The organism is Pseudomonas sp. TREG-RG-20F-10-E-6-01 (assembly GCF_022662455.1).
Lineage (GTDB): Bacteria > Pseudomonadota > Gammaproteobacteria > Pseudomonadales > Pseudomonadaceae > Aquipseudomonas.
The window spans coordinates 464,292-486,209 of record NZ_JAKNQP010000003.1; the positions used below are offsets into that span (position 1 = coordinate 464,292).

Sequence of the window (21,918 nt, forward strand, 5' to 3'; positions counted from 1 at the left end):
AAGGAATACCTGACAATGCCGCAGTTCTTTATTGACCGCCCGATCTTCGCCTGGGTGGTCGCCCTGTTTATCTTGCTGGCCGGCGCGCTTGCGATCCCGCAGCTGCCGGTGGCCCAGTACCCCAACGTCGCGCCGCCGAAGGTGGAAATCTACGCGGTGTACCCGGGCGCCTCGGCCCAGACCCTGGACGAAAGCGTGGTCAGCCTGATCGAGCAGGAGCTCAACGGCGCCGATCACCTGCTGTATTTCGAATCCCAGAGCAGCCTGGGCTCGGCGACCATCACCGCGACGTTCCAGCCGGGCACCGACCCGGAAATGGCCCAGGTCGATGTGCAAAACCGTCTGAAGGCGGTAGAGCCGCGCTTGCCGCAAGCCGTGACCCAGCAAGGGTTGCAGGTGGAGAAAGTCTCTGCCGGTTTCCTGCTGCTGGTGACATTGACCTCCAGCGACGGCAAGCTCGATGACGTGGCGCTCAGCGATTACCTGGCGCGCAACGTGATGAACGAGCTCAAGCGCATCGAGGGCGTGGGCAAGGCGCAGCTGTATGGCGCCGAGCGTGCGATGCGTATCTGGATCGACCCGCAGAAACTGATTGGCTTCAACCTTACGCCCGCCGACGTCAACGCCGCGATCAGCGCACAGAATGCGCAGGTCTCGGCGGGCAGCATCGGTGATTTGCCGGGCACCAGCACCCAGGAAATCACCGCCGCCATTCTGGTCAAAGGCCAGCTGTCGACGCCGGCGGAGTTCGCCGACATCGTGCTCAAGGCCAACCCGGACGGCTCCACCGTGCGCATCGGCGATGTGGCGCGGGTGGAAATCGGCAGCCAGGAATATCAGTTTTCCACGCGCCTGAACGGCAAGCCGTCCACCGCCGTCAGTGTGCAGCTGTCGCCAGGTGCCAACGCGCTGAGCACCGCAACGCTGGTGCGGGCGAAGATGGACGAGCTGTCGCGCTACTTCCCGGCCAATGTGGAGTACAAGATCCCGTACGACACCTCGCCCTTCGTCAAAGTCTCGATCACCAAGGTGGTTTACACCTTGCTGGAAGCCATGGCGCTGGTGTTTGCGGTGATGTTCCTGTTCCTGCAAAACGTGCGCTACACGCTGATCCCGACGCTGGTGGTGCCGATTGCGCTGATGGGCACGTTCGCCACCATGCTGTTGCTGGGGTTTTCGATCAACGTGCTGACCATGTTCGGCATGGTGTTGGCCATCGGCATTCTGGTGGACGATGCGATTGTGGTGGTCGAAAACGTCGAGCGCATCATGGCCACCGAGGGTCTGTCGCCCAAGGAGGCCACGCGCAAAGCCATGGGCCAGATCACCGGAGCCATCGTCGGCATCACCCTGGTGCTGGTCGCAGTATTCCTGCCGATGGCCTTTATGCCGGGCTCGGTGGGCGTGATTTACCAGCAGTTTTCGCTGTCGATGGCCACCTCGATTCTGTTCTCGGCGTTCCTGGCTTTGACCCTGACCCCGGCCCTGTGCGCCACGTTGCTCAAGCCGATTGCCAAGGGCGAGCACCACGCCAAACGCGGTTTCTTCGGTTGGTTCAATACGCGTTTTGAACACCTGACCGACCGCTATGAAGGCTGGGTGGCCTACGCCCTCAAACGCAGCGGCCGTTACCTGCTGATCTATCTGGTGCTGCTGGTGGGCCTGGGCTGGATGTTCAGCCGCCTGCCCTCCTCGTTCCTGCCGGTGGAAGATCAGGGTTACACCATCACCGACATCCAGCTGCCACCGGGCGCGAGCAAGAACCGCACGGTGCAGGTGGCCGAGCAGATCGAGGCGCATAACGCCCAGGAGCCTGGGGTGGGCGATACCACCATGATCATGGGCTTCAGTTTCTCTGGCTCCGGGCAGAACGCGGCGCTGGCGTTCACCACGCTCAAGGACTGGTCCAAACGCAGCAGCGACGATTCGGCGGCGGCAATTGCCGACCGCGCCAACGCCGCGTTCAGCGAGCTCAAGGATGCGATTGCCTATGCGATCCTGCCGCCGCCGGTAGATGGCCTGGGCACCTCCAGCGGTTTCGAGTTCCGGTTGCAGGACCGTGGCGGTGTCGGCCATGGCGCCTTGATGGCGGCGCGTACTGAGCTGCTGGCGGCCGCCGAGAAAAACCCGATCCTGGCCAATGTGCGTGAAAGCGCCCTGGCCGAGGCGCCGCAAGTGCAGTTGGAAGTGGACCGCAAGCAGGCCAATGCACTGGGGGTTTCCTTTGCTGACGTCGGTAATGTGTTGTCTTCAGCCATCGGCTCGGCCTACATCAACGACTTCCCCAACCAGGGCCGTATGCAACGGGTGGTGGTGCAGGCCGAAGGCGATCAGCGCAGCCAGGTGGCGGATTTGTTGAAGATCAATGTGCGCAACAACGCCGGCAAGATGGTGCCGTTATCGGCATTTGTCGAAGCCAAATGGACCCAGGGCCCGGCGCAGCTGACCCGCTACAACGGCTACCCCGCCATCGCCATCAGCGGCGAAGCGGCGCCAGGGCACAGCACGGGTGAAGCCATGGAAGAAATCCAGCGCCTGGTCAGCCAGCTGCCCGCGGGGCTGGGCCAGGAATGGACCGGCTTGTCGCTGCAGGAGCGTTTGTCCGGCTCCCAGGCGCCGTTGCTGTTGGGCCTGTCGCTGCTGATCGTGTTCCTGTGCCTGGCGGCGCTGTATGAAAGTTGGTCGATCCCGACCTCGGTGTTGCTGGTGGTGCCGCTGGGCGTGCTCGGCGCGGTATTGGCGGTGAGTTTGCGCGGCATGCCGAACGACGTGTTTTTCAAGGTCGGCTTGATCACCATCATCGGCTTGTCGGCGAAGAACGCGATCCTGATCATCGAATTCGCCAAGGACTTGTATGAGCAAGGCGAGGACCTGATCGACGCCACCTTGAAAGCCGCGCGCCTGCGTTTGCGGCCGATCATCATGACGTCGCTGGCGTTTATCCTCGGCGTGGTGCCCCTGGCGATTGCCACCGGCGCCAGCTCCGCCAGCCAGCAAGCCATTGGCACCGGGGTGATCGGCGGGATGATCACCGCAACACTGGCAGTGGTGTTTGTGCCGGTGTTCTTTGTGGTCGTCATGAAGTGGGTGCGCAAGCGTCCATAACCCGTCCGAAAATGCGCTATGGTGCTCACAACCTCTCTTGTTGTGAGCACCTATGGCCTTCCTCGCCCGCACCCACCCTCGCCTTTCATCCGCCGCCGTACTCGGCCTTGCCGTGGGCATTCTGGCGCCTGCCGACACGCTGATCAGCAAAATCCTCATCGGCTGGAACGCCGGCGTCTGGACCTACCTGCTGCTGATGCTGTGGCTGGCGACCCGTGCTCGCGCCGACGACGTAAAACGCATCGCCGAGATTGAAGACGAAAACGCCGGGCTGGTGCTGTTCATGGTGTGCATCGCGGCAATTGCCAGCCTTGCGACCATCACGGTGAACCTGGTGGGCAGCAAAGACCTCGACAGCACAGCGCGCCTGCTGCACTACGGCTTTACCGGCATGACCGTGGTCGGCTCATGGTTGTTGACCGGGGTGATTTTCAGCGTGCACTACGCGCGCCTTTTCTACACCTGGGAGGGCGAGGAGCCGGCATTGCGTTTTGCCGAAGGCTTGCGCAACCCCAACTATTGGGACTTCCTGTACTTCTCGTTCACCATCGGCGTGGCGGTGCAAACAGCCGATGTGGGCGTGGCCACGCGCGGTCTGCGCAAAGTGGTGCTGGGCCAGTCGTTGATCGGTTTTTTGTTCAATACGGCGATTCTGGGTTTTTCGATCAACATTGCCGCAGGCTTGTTCAGTTAGGCCCAGCGCGCTGATCAAACGGGCGAAAAAAAGGGGAAGCCAAAGCTTCCCCTATCCACGTGCACACGTACCTTAGAAGGCGTACTGCAACCCTGCAGTTGCGCCCCAAGGCATGTCGTACGCCTTGCCTTTGCTGTGACTGACTTCGGCATGCAGGCTAAGGTTTTTCGACAACGAAACAGCCATGCCGCCCGCGACCTCGACGCTCGCGCCCGAGAGGTTGTTATTAAACCTCTGATCGTTGATGTACACCCGGTTGTCCGGGCTGAAATCACGCGCCGCCGCCGTGCGCAGGTACGGCTGCAGAATGCTACCGCTGTCCAGCTGGACATTTTTGCCCAGGGTAACCCCCACTTTGCCGATGGCTGACGTAGCACGATCGCTCTTTGCCTTCAGGCCGTTGTCCATGGTGTAGTTGGCGCCGCCAATGGCGGCGATAGACAACTGGGCAAACGGTTCAACATACAGGCCCTCATCATCGAGCTTGATGTTTCTGCCCACCTCGGCAGATGCGCTCACCGCGTCTTGCGTGTATTTGCCTTTGGCACGTTGGCCGTCGCTCATGTTGACCTGGCTTTGGCCTTTGAGTTTGTTGACCTTGCCCACCAGGTCGACGTACACGCCGCTTTCTTCATCCAGCCAGGTTGCATAGGTACCCAGGTAGTAGCTGTTGACCATACCGCTGCTGCCACGGCTCAGGCCCAGGGTTGAGTTGCTGTAACCGCCCATGACACCCAGCGTCCACTGGCCATCACCCGCATCCAGCGCCGTATCGGCACCGATGGTCAGGCCGGTCTGGTTCTGTGAGTAGCCCACGCCGTTGCTGTTGGCCGCCACGTCAATCTTGTTGCCGTAGCCGCGCATCCACAGGCCCTGGCTCTTGCCCTGGCCAAAGCGGACTTCGCCCATGCGGGTGCGCAAAATGCTCGACTCACCCACCAGTACCGCAGGTGCAGCGTTGGCCAATGCCAGCACGGCTTTGGCGCTGGTACTGGTGCCCTTTTTCTCGGTGTCCAGGTACCAGTCGGTGCCTTCCTGCTTGAGCCCATATTCGAAAGCGCCGACATCGACGGTATCGCCCACCAGCCCGAACCGGGCGCCGCCGCTTTCGGTGTGTACCACTTTGATGGCCTCACCGGTGGCCAACTCCGAGCCACTGGCGCCAATCAACAGTTGGTGATTGCCTTCGGCGTTGCCATTGACATTCAACAGGTCGGTCTCGCCGGTGTTGAAGTTGGTGTGCATTTTGAACGTGCCGTTACCTGTCAGGTTATTGGTGTTCAGTTGAAAGAATTGGCCCGGGGCGCCAAAGACTACGTTGCCGCCGCCCATTTTCAGGGTGTTGACCTGGCTGTCACCCACCAGCACCCACTGGGCATTGCTGTTGACGTCGAGTTGCTCGACATTGCGCAACTGGCCGGTGAGCGAGGCATTGTTGTTGAGTTGCACCACGCCCGTGCTGCCCGCGCCAATGACCACGTCGCCGGTCAACTGGCTGTTGTCGACGAACAGGTTGGCGCTGGAGTTATTGTCCACTTGAAGCAGCACACCATTACCGCTGAGCAGGTTCGAACCGTTGAGAACCTGGATATCAGCCTTGGTGCTGTTGGTGAGCGGCGGATTGACCAGGATGGCTGAGCCGCTTTTGCCCTGAACCACGGAATTATCCAGGATCAAGGAGTTGGTCCGCGTCAGATCCCCCTCCATGCGCATATTGACGCCGTTCACCCCGCCAGTAATAAGGCTGTTATTGCGCGCCACAGCATCGGCATTAAGCAGTACCAAACCTATACCTGTCGCAGCCGTAGCGTCGACGCGGGCATTGTCCAGGTTCACCGTGCCGTAGCCGGCGGCGGAAATACCACGGGTTGCACCGATAACACTGCTGTCTTTTACCGTGAGGGATGAACCATCCGTGCCGCCTGTCGTTCGGGTGACACTCACCCCCCAACCCGTGGCATTGGTGACCGTACTGTTATTGGTGATTAATGCACTGCTGTTACCCGCGACCGAAATGGCCTGGGTGATCGTGGGGCGCGCCGTCACCTGGGAGTTATCAACGACCACTTTCGATTGCAGTCGGGCTTCGATATCTAACGTTTTGCTGCCCGGCTCCAGCGTCAAACCGGCGTTAACCATTTGAATCTGCCGGGTCGTCGCACCGTGCGCAATCAAGCTTGATCCGCCAGACAGCACATAGTTATCAAGCGGCGTAGCGGCCGATATCGACGTATTGGGCAAAATGACTTGTGTTTGCGCGTGCGCAGTGGGAGCCACCAGGAACATTAACGTGACGGCCGGGGCTGACAACGCAAGGCTCAAGGGTGTTGGTTTGAAGTTAAATACTGCCGACATATAATGAACCTCTAGTTCCTGCACGAAACAATAGGGCGGGTTCCAAATCTGGTGGGGCCCAGCCCATTAAGCGGCGCCATGATTGACGAGCACTCGCTTAAAATCTGTAGGATTTCTCCCAATCAATCTGATAAAAATCAACAGCTGCTGTGAGGCTTTGGCACCCTCTGCGCCTTTAAAGTAATCAATACAAAGTTGGGAGTACCAAAGAGGATGCCGCCCCTCTTTGGTAACTACCCCTGTATTTAAAACTAAGCGGGCACCACGCCGCCGGCACAATAGTTGGAACTTCCCGTGCCGGGACGGAAACCCCGCACACGATAATTGGCGGGAAGCGAAGGCACTGTTTGCCCCAGATATTGAGTATCAAAGGTTACTGTTGCCGAACCTTGGGTCAACAACGAGCGGTTGGCGTTGATCGGGTTAAACAAGACCGTAGAACTTACGTCAAATGTAAGGTCCCATCCAATACTGGCAGCCGAGGCGTCGGGCACTGTAAAAGTTCGAGACTCGGTGACCACGGACGGTGGTGTCTGGGTATTATTCTGGAACCCGACGAACGTCACGTTTATAAGTTGCCCCGCGCTCAAATAATCCGAGCCTGGAATATGAATAACCAGTCTGCCGCTGTTAATCGGCCTCAGCGTGTCGCAGTTCAGCGTACCGGTATTATTAAGGACTCTCGGCGCTTCCATTCGCAAAATGACAGAGTCGACGATCACCGTTGTATTGACCGACACACTCGGGTTTGCACTGGCCGCCGACGTGATGGTGTAAGACGCCAACTGCGTAGGGCCGCCCAAGTTTCTGATGTCACTGAAGGGAATGGTGAAATCCACGAATCCACTGGCAGGCAGGGTCACGACATTCTGCGCTTGCAGACGGCCACCATAATTCAAGGTCACTGTGAACGGCAGTGAGTCGGCGGGCAATGCGGGCGTCGTCCACAATGGGATCCGAGCCCTTGCTGCCAGATTTACGTCATCAGCCTCCAGATGGTTATCAGGCCCGAATGTGCCCCCGGCGCGCATCGCCTGGACCACCACTGGCGACAGGTTGGGATTCAAGTTCCCAGGCCCCACGATCACCGGCCCCACAGGCCCAACGATAGACAGGTCCAGATCGAACGGTGTTTCCAAAGGCGGCGTCGGATAGGTGGTTGCGCCGCGACGCACGACGTACGAAGCCGTCACAGGCACCCGGTTCTTGCCGGGTGTTTGAGGCCCGTACAGCGTATCTACATTGGCCGCAGTGAACAGAGCCGGCACCGGGAATGCAGTGGTGCCCAGCGCCACCGTGACCGGAATGGAGGCGAACGCTGAGCTCAGCGTAACGACGATTTCATCGGTGGGGCGCAGCGCATTCGTGTAGCTGGGAACCAGCACTCGCACGCCGCCTCCCGACACCACATCAGCACGGTCAATCAGGCCGTCGCCGGGCACTGCCAGTTCAACCGTTGGCGCAGAAAACTCGGTGGGCAATGGCGCCTGCGCCAGGTCTGCCAGGTCCAGGCTGTACGAGAGCTCGGAGGGGTTGCCGGCCACGTCAAACAGGCGGTAGCGCATACTGAAGTTGCCCCTGCGTTCAGCCGCGACAACACTCGCCGGCAACGGAAGCGTCAGGGGCACAGCCGGATCAATCCGGAATTTTGTTTCCGGGTTAGGCGGCGCAAACGCGTAAGGCTTATCCGAAGAGCCGAAAAACATTTCGACGTAATCGCCATCGGATAACCCGTTTTGCGCATCATAGGGAATCGGAAACAGCGCCGTCTGGTTTGGCTGACTCTGAATATAGGCAAGGTCCAGAGGCCCGACCAAGCCCACCGGCAGCGAGGGTTCCGGCGGATTGACGCGGGGGCGGTCGTAGGGAGACGTCTCGTCGACGACCAGCAGCTGCGGGACTGAAAAGTTATCGACGCCCGAGTCGGCGATGAGCACCCGGTACCTGACCAAATACACACCAGGGGGACGATAGGCTTGCGGTATTGCCACCGGCACTGGATCGGGTTGACTTGTCAATCGGCGTTGAAACCGGGTGCTGCTGGAGCCGAAATAGGCATCTTCGGCCTCTACATCCAAACCACTCAGATCCAGGTACGGAGCAATCTCGACAGTTAATACATCCATCGCCGCAGGGTCGGTACTTGCGCCGTCCCACAGGGGAATATTCAAATTGGTGGACTGTCCTTTTGAAGCCGCACGCGTCAGCAACCCCGTGTATCCAATCACTTGGTCAGCAAACACGCCAAGTTGAAATCTTTCGGGCGTGTAATCGGAGGGCGCCCTAGGTACAAAAGCATCTATGATTTGTCTGTTTGTAAGTTCCATTATCTTGCTCCGGACAGTTGAACCGCTAAGACCAAAATGCGCTTCGCCAAGTGAATAAACTTTGTTTATCCACCACGAAGCCTTACCGTAAAAAGCCAAATACCTAATGCACACATGACACACACCGATGATTCAACCCGACACGATTCCATTCGCAGAACAATACCGACCTGTACCGTAGGTCAAATCAACTCTGACTCGCCCAGGGAGTGACTCGCCAACTTTCACACCCTCACGCCATACTTCATAACTGCCGGTCGCCGATCCGTACTTGCGCACCGGCAGCAGCGTCATATCAAACGAATCCAGAACAATAACTGCACCGGCGACTGTATGTGCGGGCTCCCATAACAGTGACCGAGTGACGACAACGCTTGTATTTAATGTGCTCCAGTTATTCTCATTGAAGCCTTGCCACACAAACTTGATCATGTCGCCCACCCGTAACGCGGAGTTGGGCGTTATTAACCATCGCACGCCATCTTTCAACATTGACCAGGGCACGCCGTTAACCGGGTTGGTTTGCGAACTGCAGGTCAAGTAACCATTGGTCAGCGTGTGCTGTATAACCGGTGCAGGCAGTGGGACAAGCTGGGTATTCACATTGGTCACGGGGGAGCGTTGCTCGTTAAAGCCGTTCGTGGTGGTGTAATGCACCGCGTACACCGCGCCAGTGCCGCCACTGATCACGGACCACGGCACGTCGCTGAAAAACACCCAGCTACCGGCACTATCAGCGGCGCTCACAGCATAGGTGGCCACCGGGCCCACCCCGTTCCAGTACAGGCTCATCGAGTCGCCCACACGGGGCGTATCAAACAGCCGCACTCGCACGCGCACGGGGTAACCTCGGTCCGCATCAACCAGTGTGTTGGTGCCTGTGCGGCCCACAATTTCCACCGGCGCCAATGTCGGGTTCAGCAATGCCGGTGCATTGGCGTGATCCTGGCCGGCGATCGTCAGGTTCACATTGACGGAAAGCGACTTGGACGACGTCGGCAAAGGGTTGAGCCCGTAGATTTCATAGCGCACCGCTACGGTCTGTGCCGCCAGAGCCGGACTCGGCCCCCTGAGTACCGTCCAGGGGATGTCCACGTCGAACGGCAATTGCGTCACCAGGCGGCGCGTGGTTGGCCGGTCATCCCAATACACAATCACTTCATGCCTGGCCGCGGCGGACCAGCCCGGGTAGCTGTCTATGCGCACGAACACCCCGCCGCCTTCATCCACGCGAGCGTCATTGCGCTTGATCAACTCATCGTTGTAGATCGGAGGACGAATGCTCGGCGCGGGCAGCCCCAGGGACAGCACAAAAGGCAGCCCGCTGCTCAACGTGCTGAAATTGCCGGTCTCGTCATAAATTCGATAGAACAGGTACCCAGGGCCATTGTTCAGGTCGCGAAACGCATCTGAGTTCAAGGTTGCCGTGGGGGGCGTGGTGCTGAAATTTACCAGCGAGCCGCCGTCCGCCAGCTTCAACGGCGGCGCGGGCGAATTGGATAAAAAGAATTCAATACGGTCATTGGGCGCCCCGATGTTGTAGACCGGAATGTAAAAAGCCGTGGGCTGATTGTCGGTCAAATACTGGGCGTTGATCGCCGGCTCTGGCGGCACGACAAAGCGTGCCATGTCCGTCGGGGCGATCAATTTTGGCGGTTCCAGGTCGATCGTGATCGTCACTGGCAAACTGGTGCTCTGCCCGCCGACGTTGCGGACGGTGTAGTAAAGGCGTGCAATTCGAGTGCGGCTGCGCAGGTTGAGCATGCTGATTTCACGCTCAAAAAACGCCGGAATATCCGGTGGTGGCGGCCCGATCAGGAACCGGTCGAGAAGCCTGATGCCATCATCGCTCTCCCACCAAAGTTCACACGTATGCACCGGATCTGCCGGGTCACCCGGGACAGCAGGCGTTGGCATCGGCTCCCAGGCGGGGATACGCACCTTCAACGGGCTGAGCAGCAGTTGCAGCGGCACAACCCCTCTGCCGTCGGTGGTCACAACACCTGGGACCGTAACGGGATCCAAGCCGTCGCCAATGACAGCCAGTTTGGTTAAAGGCCGGGAACGCGTGTAGGGCTTTCGGATAGTTGACATGTTCCGGCCTCAGGAAAAGTTTCAGCACGGCGAGTCACGAGAGCAAGGTCTTCGCGCCTGCCATGGAAAAATTAAACGCCTAAAGCCTGCGCACGGATACTGTCAGAACTAACAGGTAGGCCCATCCACTCGTCGTTTTTTTCAGCGTTGTGCACGCGTCTATTTCTAAATATTCCTTGACGAAAGGCGCCGCCTGGCATTTTATGAAACCGGTTTCAGAGCCTGTCTCAGGCGGTGAAACGGCTAACTCCAATAAGAAAGGCCCGTAATCGTGACTCCATTTTCCGCCGCCCAGCGCAGCCGCGTGACCATGCTTGACGTTGCCGAGCGCGCCGGTGTGTCCAAAGCCAGCGTGTCGCGCTTTATCGGTGATGACCGCGCCCTGCTCTCCGACGCCATCGCGCAGCGTATCGAACAGGCCATCAGCGAACTTGGCTACCGCCCCAACCAGATGGCCCGTGGTTTGAAACGTGGGCGCACACGCCTGATCGGCATGCTGGTGGCCGATATCCGCAACCCCTATTCCATTGCCGTGATGCATGGCGTCGAAACCGCCTGCCGCAAGCACGGCTACAGCCTGGTGGTGTGCAACACCGACCGCGATGACGAGCAGGAGCGCCAGCATTTGGCAGCCCTGCGCTCGTACAACATCGAAGGGCTGATCGTGAACACCCTCGGCCATCACCTTGACCAACTGCTGCAACTGCAGCAGGAAATGCCGCTGGTGCTGGTGGACCGCAAGGTCGAGCCATTGCACAGCGACCTGGTGGGGCTGGACAACGCCGCAGCGGTGCGCATCGCCGTCGAACATTTGCAACAGCAGGGTTATCGCGACGTGTTGCTGGTCAGCGAAGCTGCCGATGGCACCAGTTCACGCCTGGAGCGCCAGGCCAGTTTCAAGGCCGAGATCGCCAGCCGCCCAGGGCTGACCGGCGCGGTGCTGGAACTGGACGACGCGCTGCAAAGCCGCTTGCAAGCCTTCCTTGCCACGCCCGGCCCGAAAGCGCTGTTCTGCGCCAACGGTATTGCCGCGCTGGCCTGTACCCGTGCGCTCAAGGCTTCAGGCTGCCGGCTGTTTGAGGATGTCGGCCTGATCGCCCTGGATGATCTGGACTGGTACCCGCTGGTGGGCAATGGCATTACCGCCCTCGCCCAGCCTACTGAAGCGATCGGCGCCAGTGCCTTCGACTGCCTGCTCAAACGCCTGCGCGGCGATGACGCGCCCACGCGCACCCTGGATTTTTTGCCGGAATTAATCATCCGTGGTTCCACACAATCCCTTGTGGGAGCTGGCTTGCCTGCGATGACGGTTTACCAGGCGAAGCCGTAGTCGCCTGACACACCGCCATCGCCGGCAAGCCTCGCTCTCATATTGTTTTGCGTATAAAAATGAAACCGGTTTCAGAGGTAAACAACAATGCACAAATACCCCGTCTCCATCAGCCTTTCCAGCTACGGCGCCGAGCTCGTTCGCCAACAGGGCCAACTGAGTTTTGTCGACGTGCTGAGCGCTGCCGGCGCCCAACGCATCGAATGGCGTGAAGAACTGCTGACCACCGAACACCCGGCCACACTGGCCCAGGCTGCGGCCGCGCATGGCCTGGAATCGGTGTACTCCTCGCCGCTGGAACTGTGGGTGGCCGGCCGCGCCCAGCCCAACCCCGAGCTGAATGACACCTTGGAACGCGCCCAGGCATTCGGCGCGCGCTGGCTGAAAGTCTCCCTCGGCTACTTCACCGACACCAACGACCTGCAAAGCCTGCACGCCCTGCTCAACCGGCACCCGGTGCAACTGCTGGTGGAAAACGACCAGACCCTGCACGGCGGACGGATCGAGCCGATGCAGCGGTTCTTCACCGAGGTCGAGCGCCTGGGCCTGCCCGTCAAGATGACGTTCGACATCGGCAACTGGCAATGGCAGGACCAGTCCGCCCTCACCGCGGCACGTTTGCTCGGTCGGCACGTGGATTACCTGCACTGCAAGGCCGTGGCCCGGCGCCAGGATGGCAAGCTGGTGGCCCTGCCGCCCGGCGCCACCGACCTGCATCTGTGGGAACAACTGCTCAAGCATATGACTCAAGGTATTACCCGGGCCGTGGAATTCCCGTTGCAGGGTGGTGACCTGATCGAGGTCACCGCGCAACAGGTCGCCGCCCTCGCCGTCCTTGGCCAACCGCGTGCGGAGAATGCCCATGTCTGAGATCGATATCCTGTCGTTTGGTGAAACCATGGCGATGTTTGTCGCCGAGCAGACCGGCGATCTGGCCCAGGTGGCTCAGTTCCACAAACGCATTGCCGGCGCCGACAGCAATGTCGCCATTGGCCTGTCGCGCCTGGGGTTCAATGTGGCCTGGCTGAGCCGGGTGGGGAATGATTCCCTCGGGCGTTTTGTGGTCGACACCCTGAAAAAGGAAGGCCTGGATTGTCGGCATGTGGCGGTCGATCCCTTGCACCCCACCGGCTTTCAGTTCAAGTCCCGCGAAGAGGCCGGCGCAGACCCTCAGGTGGAATACTTCCGCAAAGGCTCGGCGGCCAGCCACCTGTCCATCGCCGCCATCAGCCCCACGCTGCTGCAGGCGCGTCACCTGCACGCCACCGGCATTCCGCCGGCGTTGTCCGAGGCCACCCGTGAGCTGTCCCGCGAGTTGATGACACAGATGCGCAAAGCCGGGCACAGCGTGTCGTTCGACCCCAACCTGCGCCCAACGTTATGGGCCAGCCAGGCGCAGATGATCGCCGAAATCAACGCCCTTGCCGCCATGGCGGATTGGGTCTTGCCGGGTTTGAGCGAAGGTCGCTTGCTCACAGGCTTTGAAGACCCGGCGGACATCGCCGCGTTCTACCTCGACCAGGGCGCCGAGGCCGTGGCCATCAAGCTCGGGCCGGACGGCGCCTATTACCGCACCCAGATGGACCAGGGCTTCGTTGCCGCCGTGCCGGTGGAAAAAGTCGTCGACACCGTCGGCGCCGGCGATGGTTTTGCCGTCGGCATGATCAGCGCCCTGTTGGAAAACCTCAGCTTCCCCGAAGCGGTACAGCGCGGCAACTGGATCGGCAGCCGCGCCGTGCAGAGCCGCGGCGACATGGAAGGTTTGCCCACCCGTGCGGAGTTACCCACTCGATCCGTTGCATGACTTACACCCTGTTGCCACAACTACAACAAGCTCAGGAGCAACTCCATGGATACCTTGAAACTCGCCACCCGCCGCTGGTGGTACATCATGCCTATCGTGTTTATCACCTACAGCCTGGCGTACCTGGACCGCGCCAACTACGGCTTCGCCGCCGCCTCCGGGATGGCCGAAGACCTGATGATCACCCCCGGCATGTCCTCGCTGCTGGGCGCGCTGTTCTTCCTCGGCTACTTTTTCTTCCAGGTGCCGGGGGCGATTTACGCGCAGAAACGCAGCGTTAAAAAGCTGATTTTTGTCAGCCTGATCCTCTGGGGCGGCCTTGCCACCCTGACCGGCGTGGTGTCCAACGCCTACATGCTGATCGCCATTCGCTTCATGCTCGGGGTGGTCGAAGCCGCCGTGATGCCGGCGATGCTGGTGTACCTGTGCCACTGGTTCACGCGGGCCGAACGCTCGCGCGCCAATACCTTCCTGATCCTCGGCAACCCGGTGACCATGCTGTGGATGTCAGTGGTGTCGGGCTATCTGGTGCAGCATTTCAGCTGGCGCTGGATGTTTATCATCGAAGGCATACCGGCGGTGATCTGGGCGTTTATCTGGTGGAAGCTGGCGGATGAAAAACCCGCCGACGCCAAGTGGCTGAGTGAGCAGCACAAAAAAGACCTGGAAAGCGCGCTGGCCGCCGAGCAAGTCGGGATCAAGGCGGTGAAGAACTACGCCGAGGCCTTCCGCTCGCCCAAAGTGATCATCCTGGCGCTGCAGTTTTTCTGCTGGAGCATCGGCGTTTACGGCTTTGTGCTGTGGCTGCCGTCGATCCTCAAGGCCGGCCTGCAAATGGACATGGTCGAAGCCGGCTGGCTGTCAGCGTTGCCTTACCTGGCGGCGGTGATCGGCATGCTCGCGGTGTCCTGGGGCTCGGACAAACTGCAAAAACGTAAACGCTTTGTGTGGCCACCCCTGCTGATTGCCTCCATTGCGTTCTACGCCTCCTACGCGTTGGGCGCCGAACACTTCTGGTGGTCCTACAGCCTGCTGGTCATCGCCGGCGCCTGCATGTATGCGCCCTACGGGCCGTTCTTTGCCATCGTGCCGGAGATCCTGCCGGCCAACGTCGCCGGCGGCGCCATGGCGCTGATCAACAGCATGGGCGCGCTGGGCTCGTTCGGCGGTTCGTACCTGGTGGGTTACCTCAACAGCACCACCGGTTCGCCTGGCGCTTCGTACCTGCTGATGAGCGGTGCGCTGATGCTGTCGGTGGTGCTGACGATTTTCCTCAAGCCCGGCGCCAGCGACCGTGAACGCGCGCCGATGCCGACCCTTGGATTGAAGGTGAAAACCCGATGAAAAAGTCTGTCGTTTTATACAAGAAACTCTCTGCGCCCTTGATGGCCCGCCTGCATGAGCAGGCCGACGTCACGCTGATCGAAGCCCTCGACGAACCCGGCCTGGCCAAGCTGCGCGAGGCCTTGCCCCGCGCCCAGGGCCTGCTGGGTGCCAGCCTGCGCCTGGACGCCAAGCTGCTCGACCTGGCGCCACACCTTGAAGCGGTGGCCAGCGTCTCGGTGGGTGTCGACAACTACGACATCGACTACCTGACCCAACGCGGCATCCTGCTCAGCAACACGCCGGACGTGCTCACCGAAACCACCGCCGATACCGGTTTTGCGCTGATCCTGGCCACCGCGCGCCGGGTGGTGGAGCTGGCCGACATGGTGCGGGCCGGCCAATGGAGCAAGAACATCGGCCCGTCCCATTTCGGCACCGACGTGCATGGCAAAACCCTCGGCATCATCGGCATGGGCCGCATCGGCGAAGCCTTGGCCCAACGCGGGCATTTTGGTTTTGGCATGCCGGTGATCTACCACAGCCACTCGCCCAAGCCGTTGGTAGAAGAACGCTTCGGCGCGCAGTACCGCAGCCTGGTGGATTTGCTCAAGGAAGCTGACTTTGTCTGCCTGACCTTGCCGCTGACTGCCGAAACCGAGAAGCTGATCGGCGCTGAGGAGTTTGCACTGATGGGCCCGGAGACGATCTTTATCAACATCTCGCGCGGCAAAGTGGTGGACGAGGCGGCGCTGGTTCAGGCGCTGCAGCAACGCACGATTCGGGCAGCGGGTTTGGATGTGTTCGAGCGTGAGCCGTTGAACCACGACTCGCCCCTGTTGCGCTTGAACAATGTGGTGGCCACGCCGCACATCGGCTCGGCGACCCATGAAACACGCGAAGCGATGGCCCGATGTGCAGTGGACAACCTGCTGGCGGCGCTGGCAGGCGACCGCCCGAAAAACCTGGTGAACCCGGCTGCCTGGAAACACTGATTCCCGAGACTTGCACAGACCCAAAGTGGGAGCTGGCTTGCCTGCGATGCAGACCCCTCGGTACATCAGCTGTACCCAGTGGATGCCTTCGCAGGCAAGCCAGCTCCCACATGTGACCGAGTACACCCGCTACCTGGTGCACTGCACTTCAAAAGGTGGGAGCGGGCTTGCCCGCGATGGCGTTGGGTCAGTGCCGCATGTGCAATCCGACACACTGCATTCGCGGGCAAGCCCGCTCCCACATTGACCGTGTTCATCCAACGTAGCTTGCTGTGTAAACCCAATCTCTGTGGGAGCGGGCTTGCCCGCGATGGCGGTGGGTCAGTGCCACATGTGCAATCCGGCACACTGCATTCGCGGGCAAGCCCGCTCCCACATTGACTGTGTTCATCCAACGTAGCTTGCTGTGTAAACCCAATCGCTGTGGGAGCCGGGCTTGCCCGCGATGGCGGTGGGTCAGTGCCGCATGTGCAATCCGACACACTGCATTCGCGGGCAAGCCCGCTCCCACATTGACCGTGTTCATCCAACCTAGCTTGTTGTGTAAACCCGCTCCCACATTTGGATCGTCGACACATTCAAGTCAGCGCAAGGCCCGGCGCAGCACTTTGCCGACGGTGGTCTTGGGCAGCTCGGCAGTGCGGAACTCCACATACCGCGGCACTTTGTAACCCGTCAGGTATTCGCGGCAATGGGCGAGGATCTGCTCCTGCGTGAGGTTCGGGTCCTTGCGCACTACGATGATCTTCACCCTTTCGCCAGTGACGCCATCTTCCACACCGACCGCCGCCACCTCACCCACGCCCGGGTGCATGGCCACCACGTCTTCGATTTCATTCGGGTACACATTGAAGCCCGAGACCAGAATCATGTCTTTCTTGCGGTCCACCAGGCGGATATAGCCGCGCTCGTCCATCACGCCGATATCACCGGTCGACAGCCAGCCCTCGGCATCCAGCACCTCGGCGGTTTCCCTGGGGCGCTTCCAGTAACCCTGCATCACCTGCGGCCCGCGCACTTGCAGTTCGCCTTGCTCACCGGTGTCGGCCAGTTCACCGTCCTCGCGGATAAAACGCACCCAGGTCGAGGGCAGCGGTACGCCAATGCTGCCGGTGAACTCCATCTCGCGCATGCGGGCGATATTGATCGGGCTGATGCTCACCACCGGCGAGCACTCGGTGAGGCCATAGCCCTCGATGATCGGCAGCCCGGTGACTTCTTTCCAGCGCTTGGCCACCGCCGTGTGCGTGGCCATGCCGCCGGCGATCACCAGGCGCAGGGCGGAAAAGTCGCGGGCGCAGAACGCTTTGTTTTCGAGCAAGCCATTAAACAGCGTGTTGACCCCGGCAATGCCGTTGAAGCGCTCCTTGCGCAGGATCATCTGCACGCGTTTCACATCACGCGGGTTGGCGATCAGGATGTTGCGCCCGCCCAGGCACATGAACATCAGGCAGTTCACCGTCAGCGAAAAGATGTGGTACAGCGGCAGCAAGGTGACGTTGGTTTCCTGCTGGTCCTGGTCCAGCTGGTCGCCGACCCAGGCCTTGGCCTGCAACAGGTTGGCGATGATATTGCGGTGGCTGAGCATCACACCCTTGGCGTCCCCGGTGGTGCCGCCGGTGTATTGCAAAAAGGCCAGGTCGTCGAGGTTCATGGCCACCGGGAAGTGATTCAGCGCCCGCCCCTGTTTCAGCACCCGATTGAAGCGCGCCGCGCCGGGCAGGTTAAAACCGGGCACCTGCTTTTGCACACGGCGCAGGATGAAATTCATCGCCGCGCCCTTGAAGGTGCCCAGCAAGTCGCCAATGGCCGCCACCACCACGCGCTTGACGCTGCTGCCGGCCACGACCTTTTCCAGGGTGTGGGCGAAGTTTTCGAAAATCACCACGGTTTCGGCGCCGCTGTCCTTGAGCAGATGCTTGAGCTCATGGGAGGTGTACAGCGGGTTGACGTTGACCACCACCGCGCCGGCCAGGATGGTGCCCAACAGGCAGATCGGGTACTGCAAGCAGTTGGGCATCATCAAGGCCACGCGGTCGCCCTTCTTCACGCCCTGACCCTGCAGCCACGCGGCAAACGCGATGCCTTGCACCCGCCAGTCGGCATAGGTCATTTCGGTGCCGATGCTGACGTAGGCGACGCGCTCGCGAAACTTCTCCAGGTGCTCAAGGAACACCTCGCGCAGCGACGGGTACTCCTCGATACCGGCCTCGATGTCCGCCGGCACGCCGGGCAGGTAAGCGTTCAACCAGATCCGTTCGGTACGTTCCAGGCTTACAGCGTTCATGGCAGTCTCCTTGTTGTTGTTTTTATCGCACTACTTTTCGACGATGGCCGTAACACCCAGCCCGCCCGCCGCGCAGATCGAAATCAAGCCGCGCCCGCCACCATTGTCATGGATGGTTTTGGCCAGTGCCGCCAACTGCCGGCCACCGGTGGCGGCGAACGGGTGGCCACAGCCAAGCGAACCACCGTTGACGTTCATTTTGCTGCGGTCGATGGCGCCCAGCGGTGCGTCCAGGCCCAGGCGCTCACGGCAGTAATCGGCGTCTTCCCAGGCCTTGAGCGTGCACAGCACCTGGGCGGCAAACGCTTCGTGAATCTCGAAGAAGTCAACGTCGGCAAAGCTCAGGCCTTCACGCTTGAGCATGCGTGGAACGGCATAGGCCGGGGCCATCAACAGGCCTTCGGTGCCGTCGACAAAATTCACCGCCGCTGTTTCGCCGGTACGCAGGTAGGCCAGTACCGGCAAGCCGTGTTCGGCAGCCCAGGCCTCACTGGCCAACAGCACCACCGAAGCGCCATCGGTCAGCGGCGTGGAATTGCCCGCCGTGAGCGTACCGTTCTGACGGTCGTAGGCGGGGGATAGACCGGCGAGTTTCGCAAGGCTGGTGTCAGCCCGCAGGTTGTTGTCGCGCGCAAGGCCGCGATAAGGGCTGATCAGATCGTCGAAAAAACCACGGGCGTAAGCGGCGTCCAGGCGCTGGTGGCTGGTCAGGGTCAACTCATCCTGGGCCAGCCGCTTGATCTGCCAGCGCTTGGCCATTTCTTCACAGTGCTCACCCATCGACAGGCCGGTGCGTGGCTCGCCATTGCGCGGCAGCAACGGCTTGAACAACATCGACGGGCGCACCTTCAGCAACGCCTTGAGCTTATCGCCCATGCCCTTGGCGCGGTTGGCCGCGAGCAAGGTGTGGCGCAGGGATTCGTTGATGCCGATGGGCGCGTCCGAGGTGGTGTCGCTACCGCCGGCAATGCCGACGTCGATCTGGCCCAGGGCGATTTTATTCGCCACCAGCAACGCCGCTTCAAGGCCCGTGCCGCAGGCTTGTTGCACGTCGTACGCGGGGGTTTCGGGCGACAATGTGGTCGACAGCAGCGACTCGCGCGCCAGGTTGAAATCGCGCGAATGCTTGATCACCGCCCCCGCGGCAAACTCGCCCAGGCGCTGGCCATGCAGGTTGTAGCGGTCAACCAGGCCTTGCAGGGCGGCAACCAGCAAGTCCTGATTACTGTCGTGGGCGTACACGCTGTTGGAGCGGGCAAACGGGATACGGTTGCCGCCGATAATCGCCACGCGGCGAGTCGGGGCCGGGTTGAAGCTGTAATCACTCATTGACGGTTCTCATTCCAGACAAAAAGCCCACGCATATGCGGTTTATCGCCCGCCGCATTGCGCACTTCGAACTCACGGCGCGGGCCGGTCACGGGGCGATTCCACAGGGTGACCTGGCCGGGCAGGAAGATCGGCAGTTTGAAGTCGCAATGCGCCTGGGCGTGTTCCAGGCCGCCCGGCGGTTGCTGAGCGGCGAGCGCGCGGCCCAGGGTCCACATGCCGTGGGCGATGGCGCGGCGAAAGCCAAAGATTCTGGCGCCGATCACCGAGGTGTGAATCGGGTTGAAGTCCCCCGACACCTCGGCAAAACGCCGGCCCAGGTCGGCCGGCACTGCCCAGCGCTGGCTGCGCAACAGCCCGTCTTCCTGCAACGTCAGCACGTCTTCCCACGGTTCGCCGACCGGGTCTTTCACGTCACGGCGCAGGTACAGGCTGTCGCTCTGCCACACCAGCGCGTCGGCGCCGTAGGCCCGCGTGGCGATAATCAGCGCCTGGCCTTTGGGGTGCGCCACCCAGCGCTCGCAACATACTTCCAGGCGCAACGCCTGGCCTTCGTGCAAACGCTGGTGCTGATGAATCCGATTGGCCAGGTGCACCATGCCGCTGGCCGGATACGGAAAGCTCGGCCGTGTCAGCAGCATCAGGTGCAAAGGGAACGCCAGCACGTGCGGATAGGACAGCGGCACGCCCTGCTCGCGCCGGAAACCACAGGCGTGGCCATACGCGGCGATAGCGCTGGCCGACAGCGCCACCGCCGAACGCACCAGGCATTCCCTGGGCAGCAACGGCGCACCCTCAAGCTTGGGTTTGCGCAGCGCGCGCACGCCATCGAGCAACAACTGGGTGCGCGACGGTGGCGGGTCGATGATTTGGGTCACGTAGTCCATGGCTCAGGCTCCCAGCAGGCTTTGGCCGCACACGCGTACGACTTCGCCGTTGACCCCGCCGGACGCCGGGTGCGCCAGCCAGGCAATGGTCTCGGCCACATCAATTGGTTGCCCGCCTTGGGACATCGAGTTCATGCGCCGCCCCGCCTCGCGGATCATCAGTGGAATCCTGGCGGTCATCTGTGTCTCGATAAAACCGGGCGCAACGGCGTTGACCGTGACCTGCTGCGCTGCCGCCAACGGTGCCAGGCCGTGCACCAAGCCAATCACACCGGCCTTGGAGGTGGCGTAATTGCTTTGCCCCAGGTTGCCGGCAATGCCAGAGATCGACGACACGCACACAATTCGCCCGCCCGGGTTCAACCCCTGGTGGTGCAGCAAGGCATTGCTCAACTGCAACGGTGCTTCCAGGTTGACCGCCAGCACACTGCGCCAGGCCGCCTCAGTCATTTTGGCAATGGTCTTGTCACGGGTGATCCCGGCGTTGTGCACCACCACATCGAAAGCGCCGTACTGTTCGACATGTGCCTGCAACAGCGCGGCCGCGTCGGCCGCGGTGATGTCCAGCGGCAAGGCCGAACCGTTGACACTGGCGGCGGCCTGCTGCAGCGCTGCATGGGCTTGGGGCACGTCCACACACACCACGTGGGCGCCGTCGCGGGCCAGCACTTGGGCGATGGCCAGACCAATCCCACGCGACGCGCCGGTGACCAATGCGCGGCGCCCAACAAACGGCTTATCCCAGTTGACGGCAACCTCGCCATCCACCGGTTTATCCAGGCGCACGACCTGCCCGGACACATAGGCCGAACGGCGCGACAGAAAAAACCGCAGGCTGCTGTCCAGGGCGTCTTCGGCGCCCGGCGCGACATAGATCAATTGCACGGTAATCGCCCGGCGCAGTTCCTTGGCCAGTGAGCGCACCAGGCCTTCGAGGGCGCGTTGGGCGATGGCCTGGGGCAAGTCCCGGCAATGTTCGGGCGCAGTGCCGAGCACCACCACGCGGCCATGCTGACTGAGGCGCTTGGCGTTGGCGTGGAAGAAGACATAGAGCTCGTCGAGCTGCTGCGAATCGAGCACCGCCGTGGCATCGAACACCGCGCCCTGCACCTTGACCGTGGACGGCGCCCGCAGCGTCGCCGGCGTGGCCGCGACGGTGTCGGTGGCGGCAAAAATCTGTTGCACCTGCGTGGATAGCCGCCCTGCCCCGGCGACGATGACCGGGTTGACCAGGCCCTGTTGGCCGCTGCGATGGCGCTGCAACGGCAACGGCTGCGGCAGGCCGATGGCCCGGGCAAGGCGCCGGCCCCAAGGGGAGTTGACGAAGGAAAGGTAGCTGTCACTCATAGTAAGCATTCACTCACAACACACACTGGCTTTATAAACCC

Annotated in this window: 14 protein-coding genes; 7 read left to right on the plus strand and 7 right to left on the minus strand. The window is 61.2% G+C overall.

The genetic code is table 11. The annotated features are described in order from the left end of the window. Window positions 1-15: 15 nt before the first annotated feature. Together L8K08_RS12425 and L8K08_RS12430 are read left to right on the plus strand one after the other, a co-directional pair. Complete coding sequence (locus L8K08_RS12425) at window positions 16-3,105, plus strand: efflux RND transporter permease subunit (RefSeq protein WP_242197215.1); 3,090 nt, start codon at window positions 16-18, stop codon at window positions 3,103-3,105. Between the two features lie 52 nt (window positions 3,106-3,157). Further along, the gene (locus tag L8K08_RS12430; RefSeq protein ID WP_106577860.1) at window positions 3,158-3,799 is read left to right on the plus strand and encodes a DUF1345 domain-containing protein; all 642 of its coding nucleotides are present in this window, start codon (window positions 3,158-3,160) and stop codon (window positions 3,797-3,799) included. A gap of 72 nt (window positions 3,800-3,871) precedes the next feature. Here L8K08_RS12430 and L8K08_RS12435 read toward each other — a convergent pair whose 3' ends face one another. The 3 genes from L8K08_RS12435 to L8K08_RS12445 form a co-directional block, all read right to left on the minus strand. Next, window positions 3,872-5,938 carry an autotransporter outer membrane beta-barrel domain-containing protein gene (locus L8K08_RS12435; RefSeq protein ID WP_242197218.1) on the minus strand — a complete coding sequence of 689 codons (2,067 nt, stop codon included), beginning with the start codon at window positions 5,936-5,938 and terminating at the stop codon, window positions 3,872-3,874. Between the two features lie 467 nt (window positions 5,939-6,405). Continuing rightward, window positions 6,406-8,481 (minus strand): hypothetical protein, encoded by a 2,076-nt coding sequence (locus tag L8K08_RS12440; protein ID WP_242197221.1) that lies wholly within the window; start codon window positions 8,479-8,481, stop codon window positions 6,406-6,408. Window positions 8,482-8,613: 132 nt separating this feature from the next. Beyond that, complete coding sequence (locus L8K08_RS12445; protein WP_242197225.1) at window positions 8,614-10,455, minus strand: hypothetical protein; 1,842 nt, start codon at window positions 10,453-10,455, stop codon at window positions 8,614-8,616. A 391-nt stretch (window positions 10,456-10,846) separates the two neighbouring features. Here L8K08_RS12445 and L8K08_RS12450 point away from each other — a divergent pair, with 391 nt between their 5' ends. From L8K08_RS12450 to L8K08_RS12470, 5 genes are all read left to right on the plus strand, one after another. Further along, on the plus strand, window positions 10,847-11,905 hold the full coding sequence (locus L8K08_RS12450) for a LacI family DNA-binding transcriptional regulator (RefSeq protein WP_347341001.1): 1,059 nt from the start codon (window positions 10,847-10,849) through the stop codon (window positions 11,903-11,905). An 87-nt stretch (window positions 11,906-11,992) separates the two neighbouring features. Then, window positions 11,993-12,775: a sugar phosphate isomerase/epimerase gene (locus L8K08_RS12455; protein ID WP_242197228.1), complete on the plus strand. Its 783-nt coding sequence runs from the start codon at window positions 11,993-11,995 to the stop codon at window positions 12,773-12,775. Continuing rightward, window positions 12,768-13,709: a sugar kinase gene (locus L8K08_RS12460; protein ID WP_242197231.1), complete on the plus strand. Its 942-nt coding sequence runs from the start codon at window positions 12,768-12,770 to the stop codon at window positions 13,707-13,709. The genes L8K08_RS12455 and L8K08_RS12460 overlap by 8 nt, the downstream gene beginning before the upstream one ends. 45 nt (window positions 13,710-13,754) lie before the next feature. After that, window positions 13,755-15,053: an MFS transporter gene (locus tag L8K08_RS12465; RefSeq protein WP_106577856.1), complete on the plus strand. Its 1,299-nt coding sequence runs from the start codon at window positions 13,755-13,757 to the stop codon at window positions 15,051-15,053. Beyond that, window positions 15,050-16,027: a D-glycerate dehydrogenase gene (locus tag L8K08_RS12470; protein ID WP_242197234.1), complete on the plus strand. Its 978-nt coding sequence runs from the start codon at window positions 15,050-15,052 to the stop codon at window positions 16,025-16,027. Before L8K08_RS12465 ends, L8K08_RS12470 begins: the two co-directional genes overlap by 4 nt. Window positions 16,028-16,610: 583 nt before the next feature. Here L8K08_RS12470 and L8K08_RS12475 read toward each other — a convergent pair. Genes L8K08_RS12475 through L8K08_RS12490 form a run of 4 tightly spaced genes read right to left on the minus strand, consistent with a single transcriptional unit; the run spans window position 16,611 to window position 21,877 of the window. Next, window positions 16,611-18,314 carry an AMP-binding protein gene (locus tag L8K08_RS12475; protein WP_242197237.1) on the minus strand — a complete coding sequence of 568 codons (1,704 nt, stop codon included), beginning with the start codon at window positions 18,312-18,314 and terminating at the stop codon, window positions 16,611-16,613. A 30-nt stretch (window positions 18,315-18,344) separates the two neighbouring features. After that, window positions 18,345-19,643, minus strand: coding sequence for an acetyl-CoA C-acetyltransferase (locus L8K08_RS12480; RefSeq protein WP_242197240.1), 1,299 nt, complete (start codon window positions 19,641-19,643; stop codon window positions 18,345-18,347). Beyond that, window positions 19,640-20,530, minus strand: coding sequence for a MaoC/PaaZ C-terminal domain-containing protein (locus tag L8K08_RS12485; protein ID WP_242197243.1), 891 nt, complete (start codon window positions 20,528-20,530; stop codon window positions 19,640-19,642). Before L8K08_RS12485 ends, L8K08_RS12480 begins: the two co-directional genes overlap by 4 nt. Window positions 20,531-20,533: 3 nt before the next feature. Beyond that, a complete protein-coding gene (locus L8K08_RS12490) occupies window positions 20,534-21,877 on the minus strand; it encodes a 3-oxoacyl-ACP reductase (protein WP_242197247.1) in 1,344 nt (447 codons plus the stop codon). Between the last annotated feature and the right edge of the window lie 41 nt (window positions 21,878-21,918).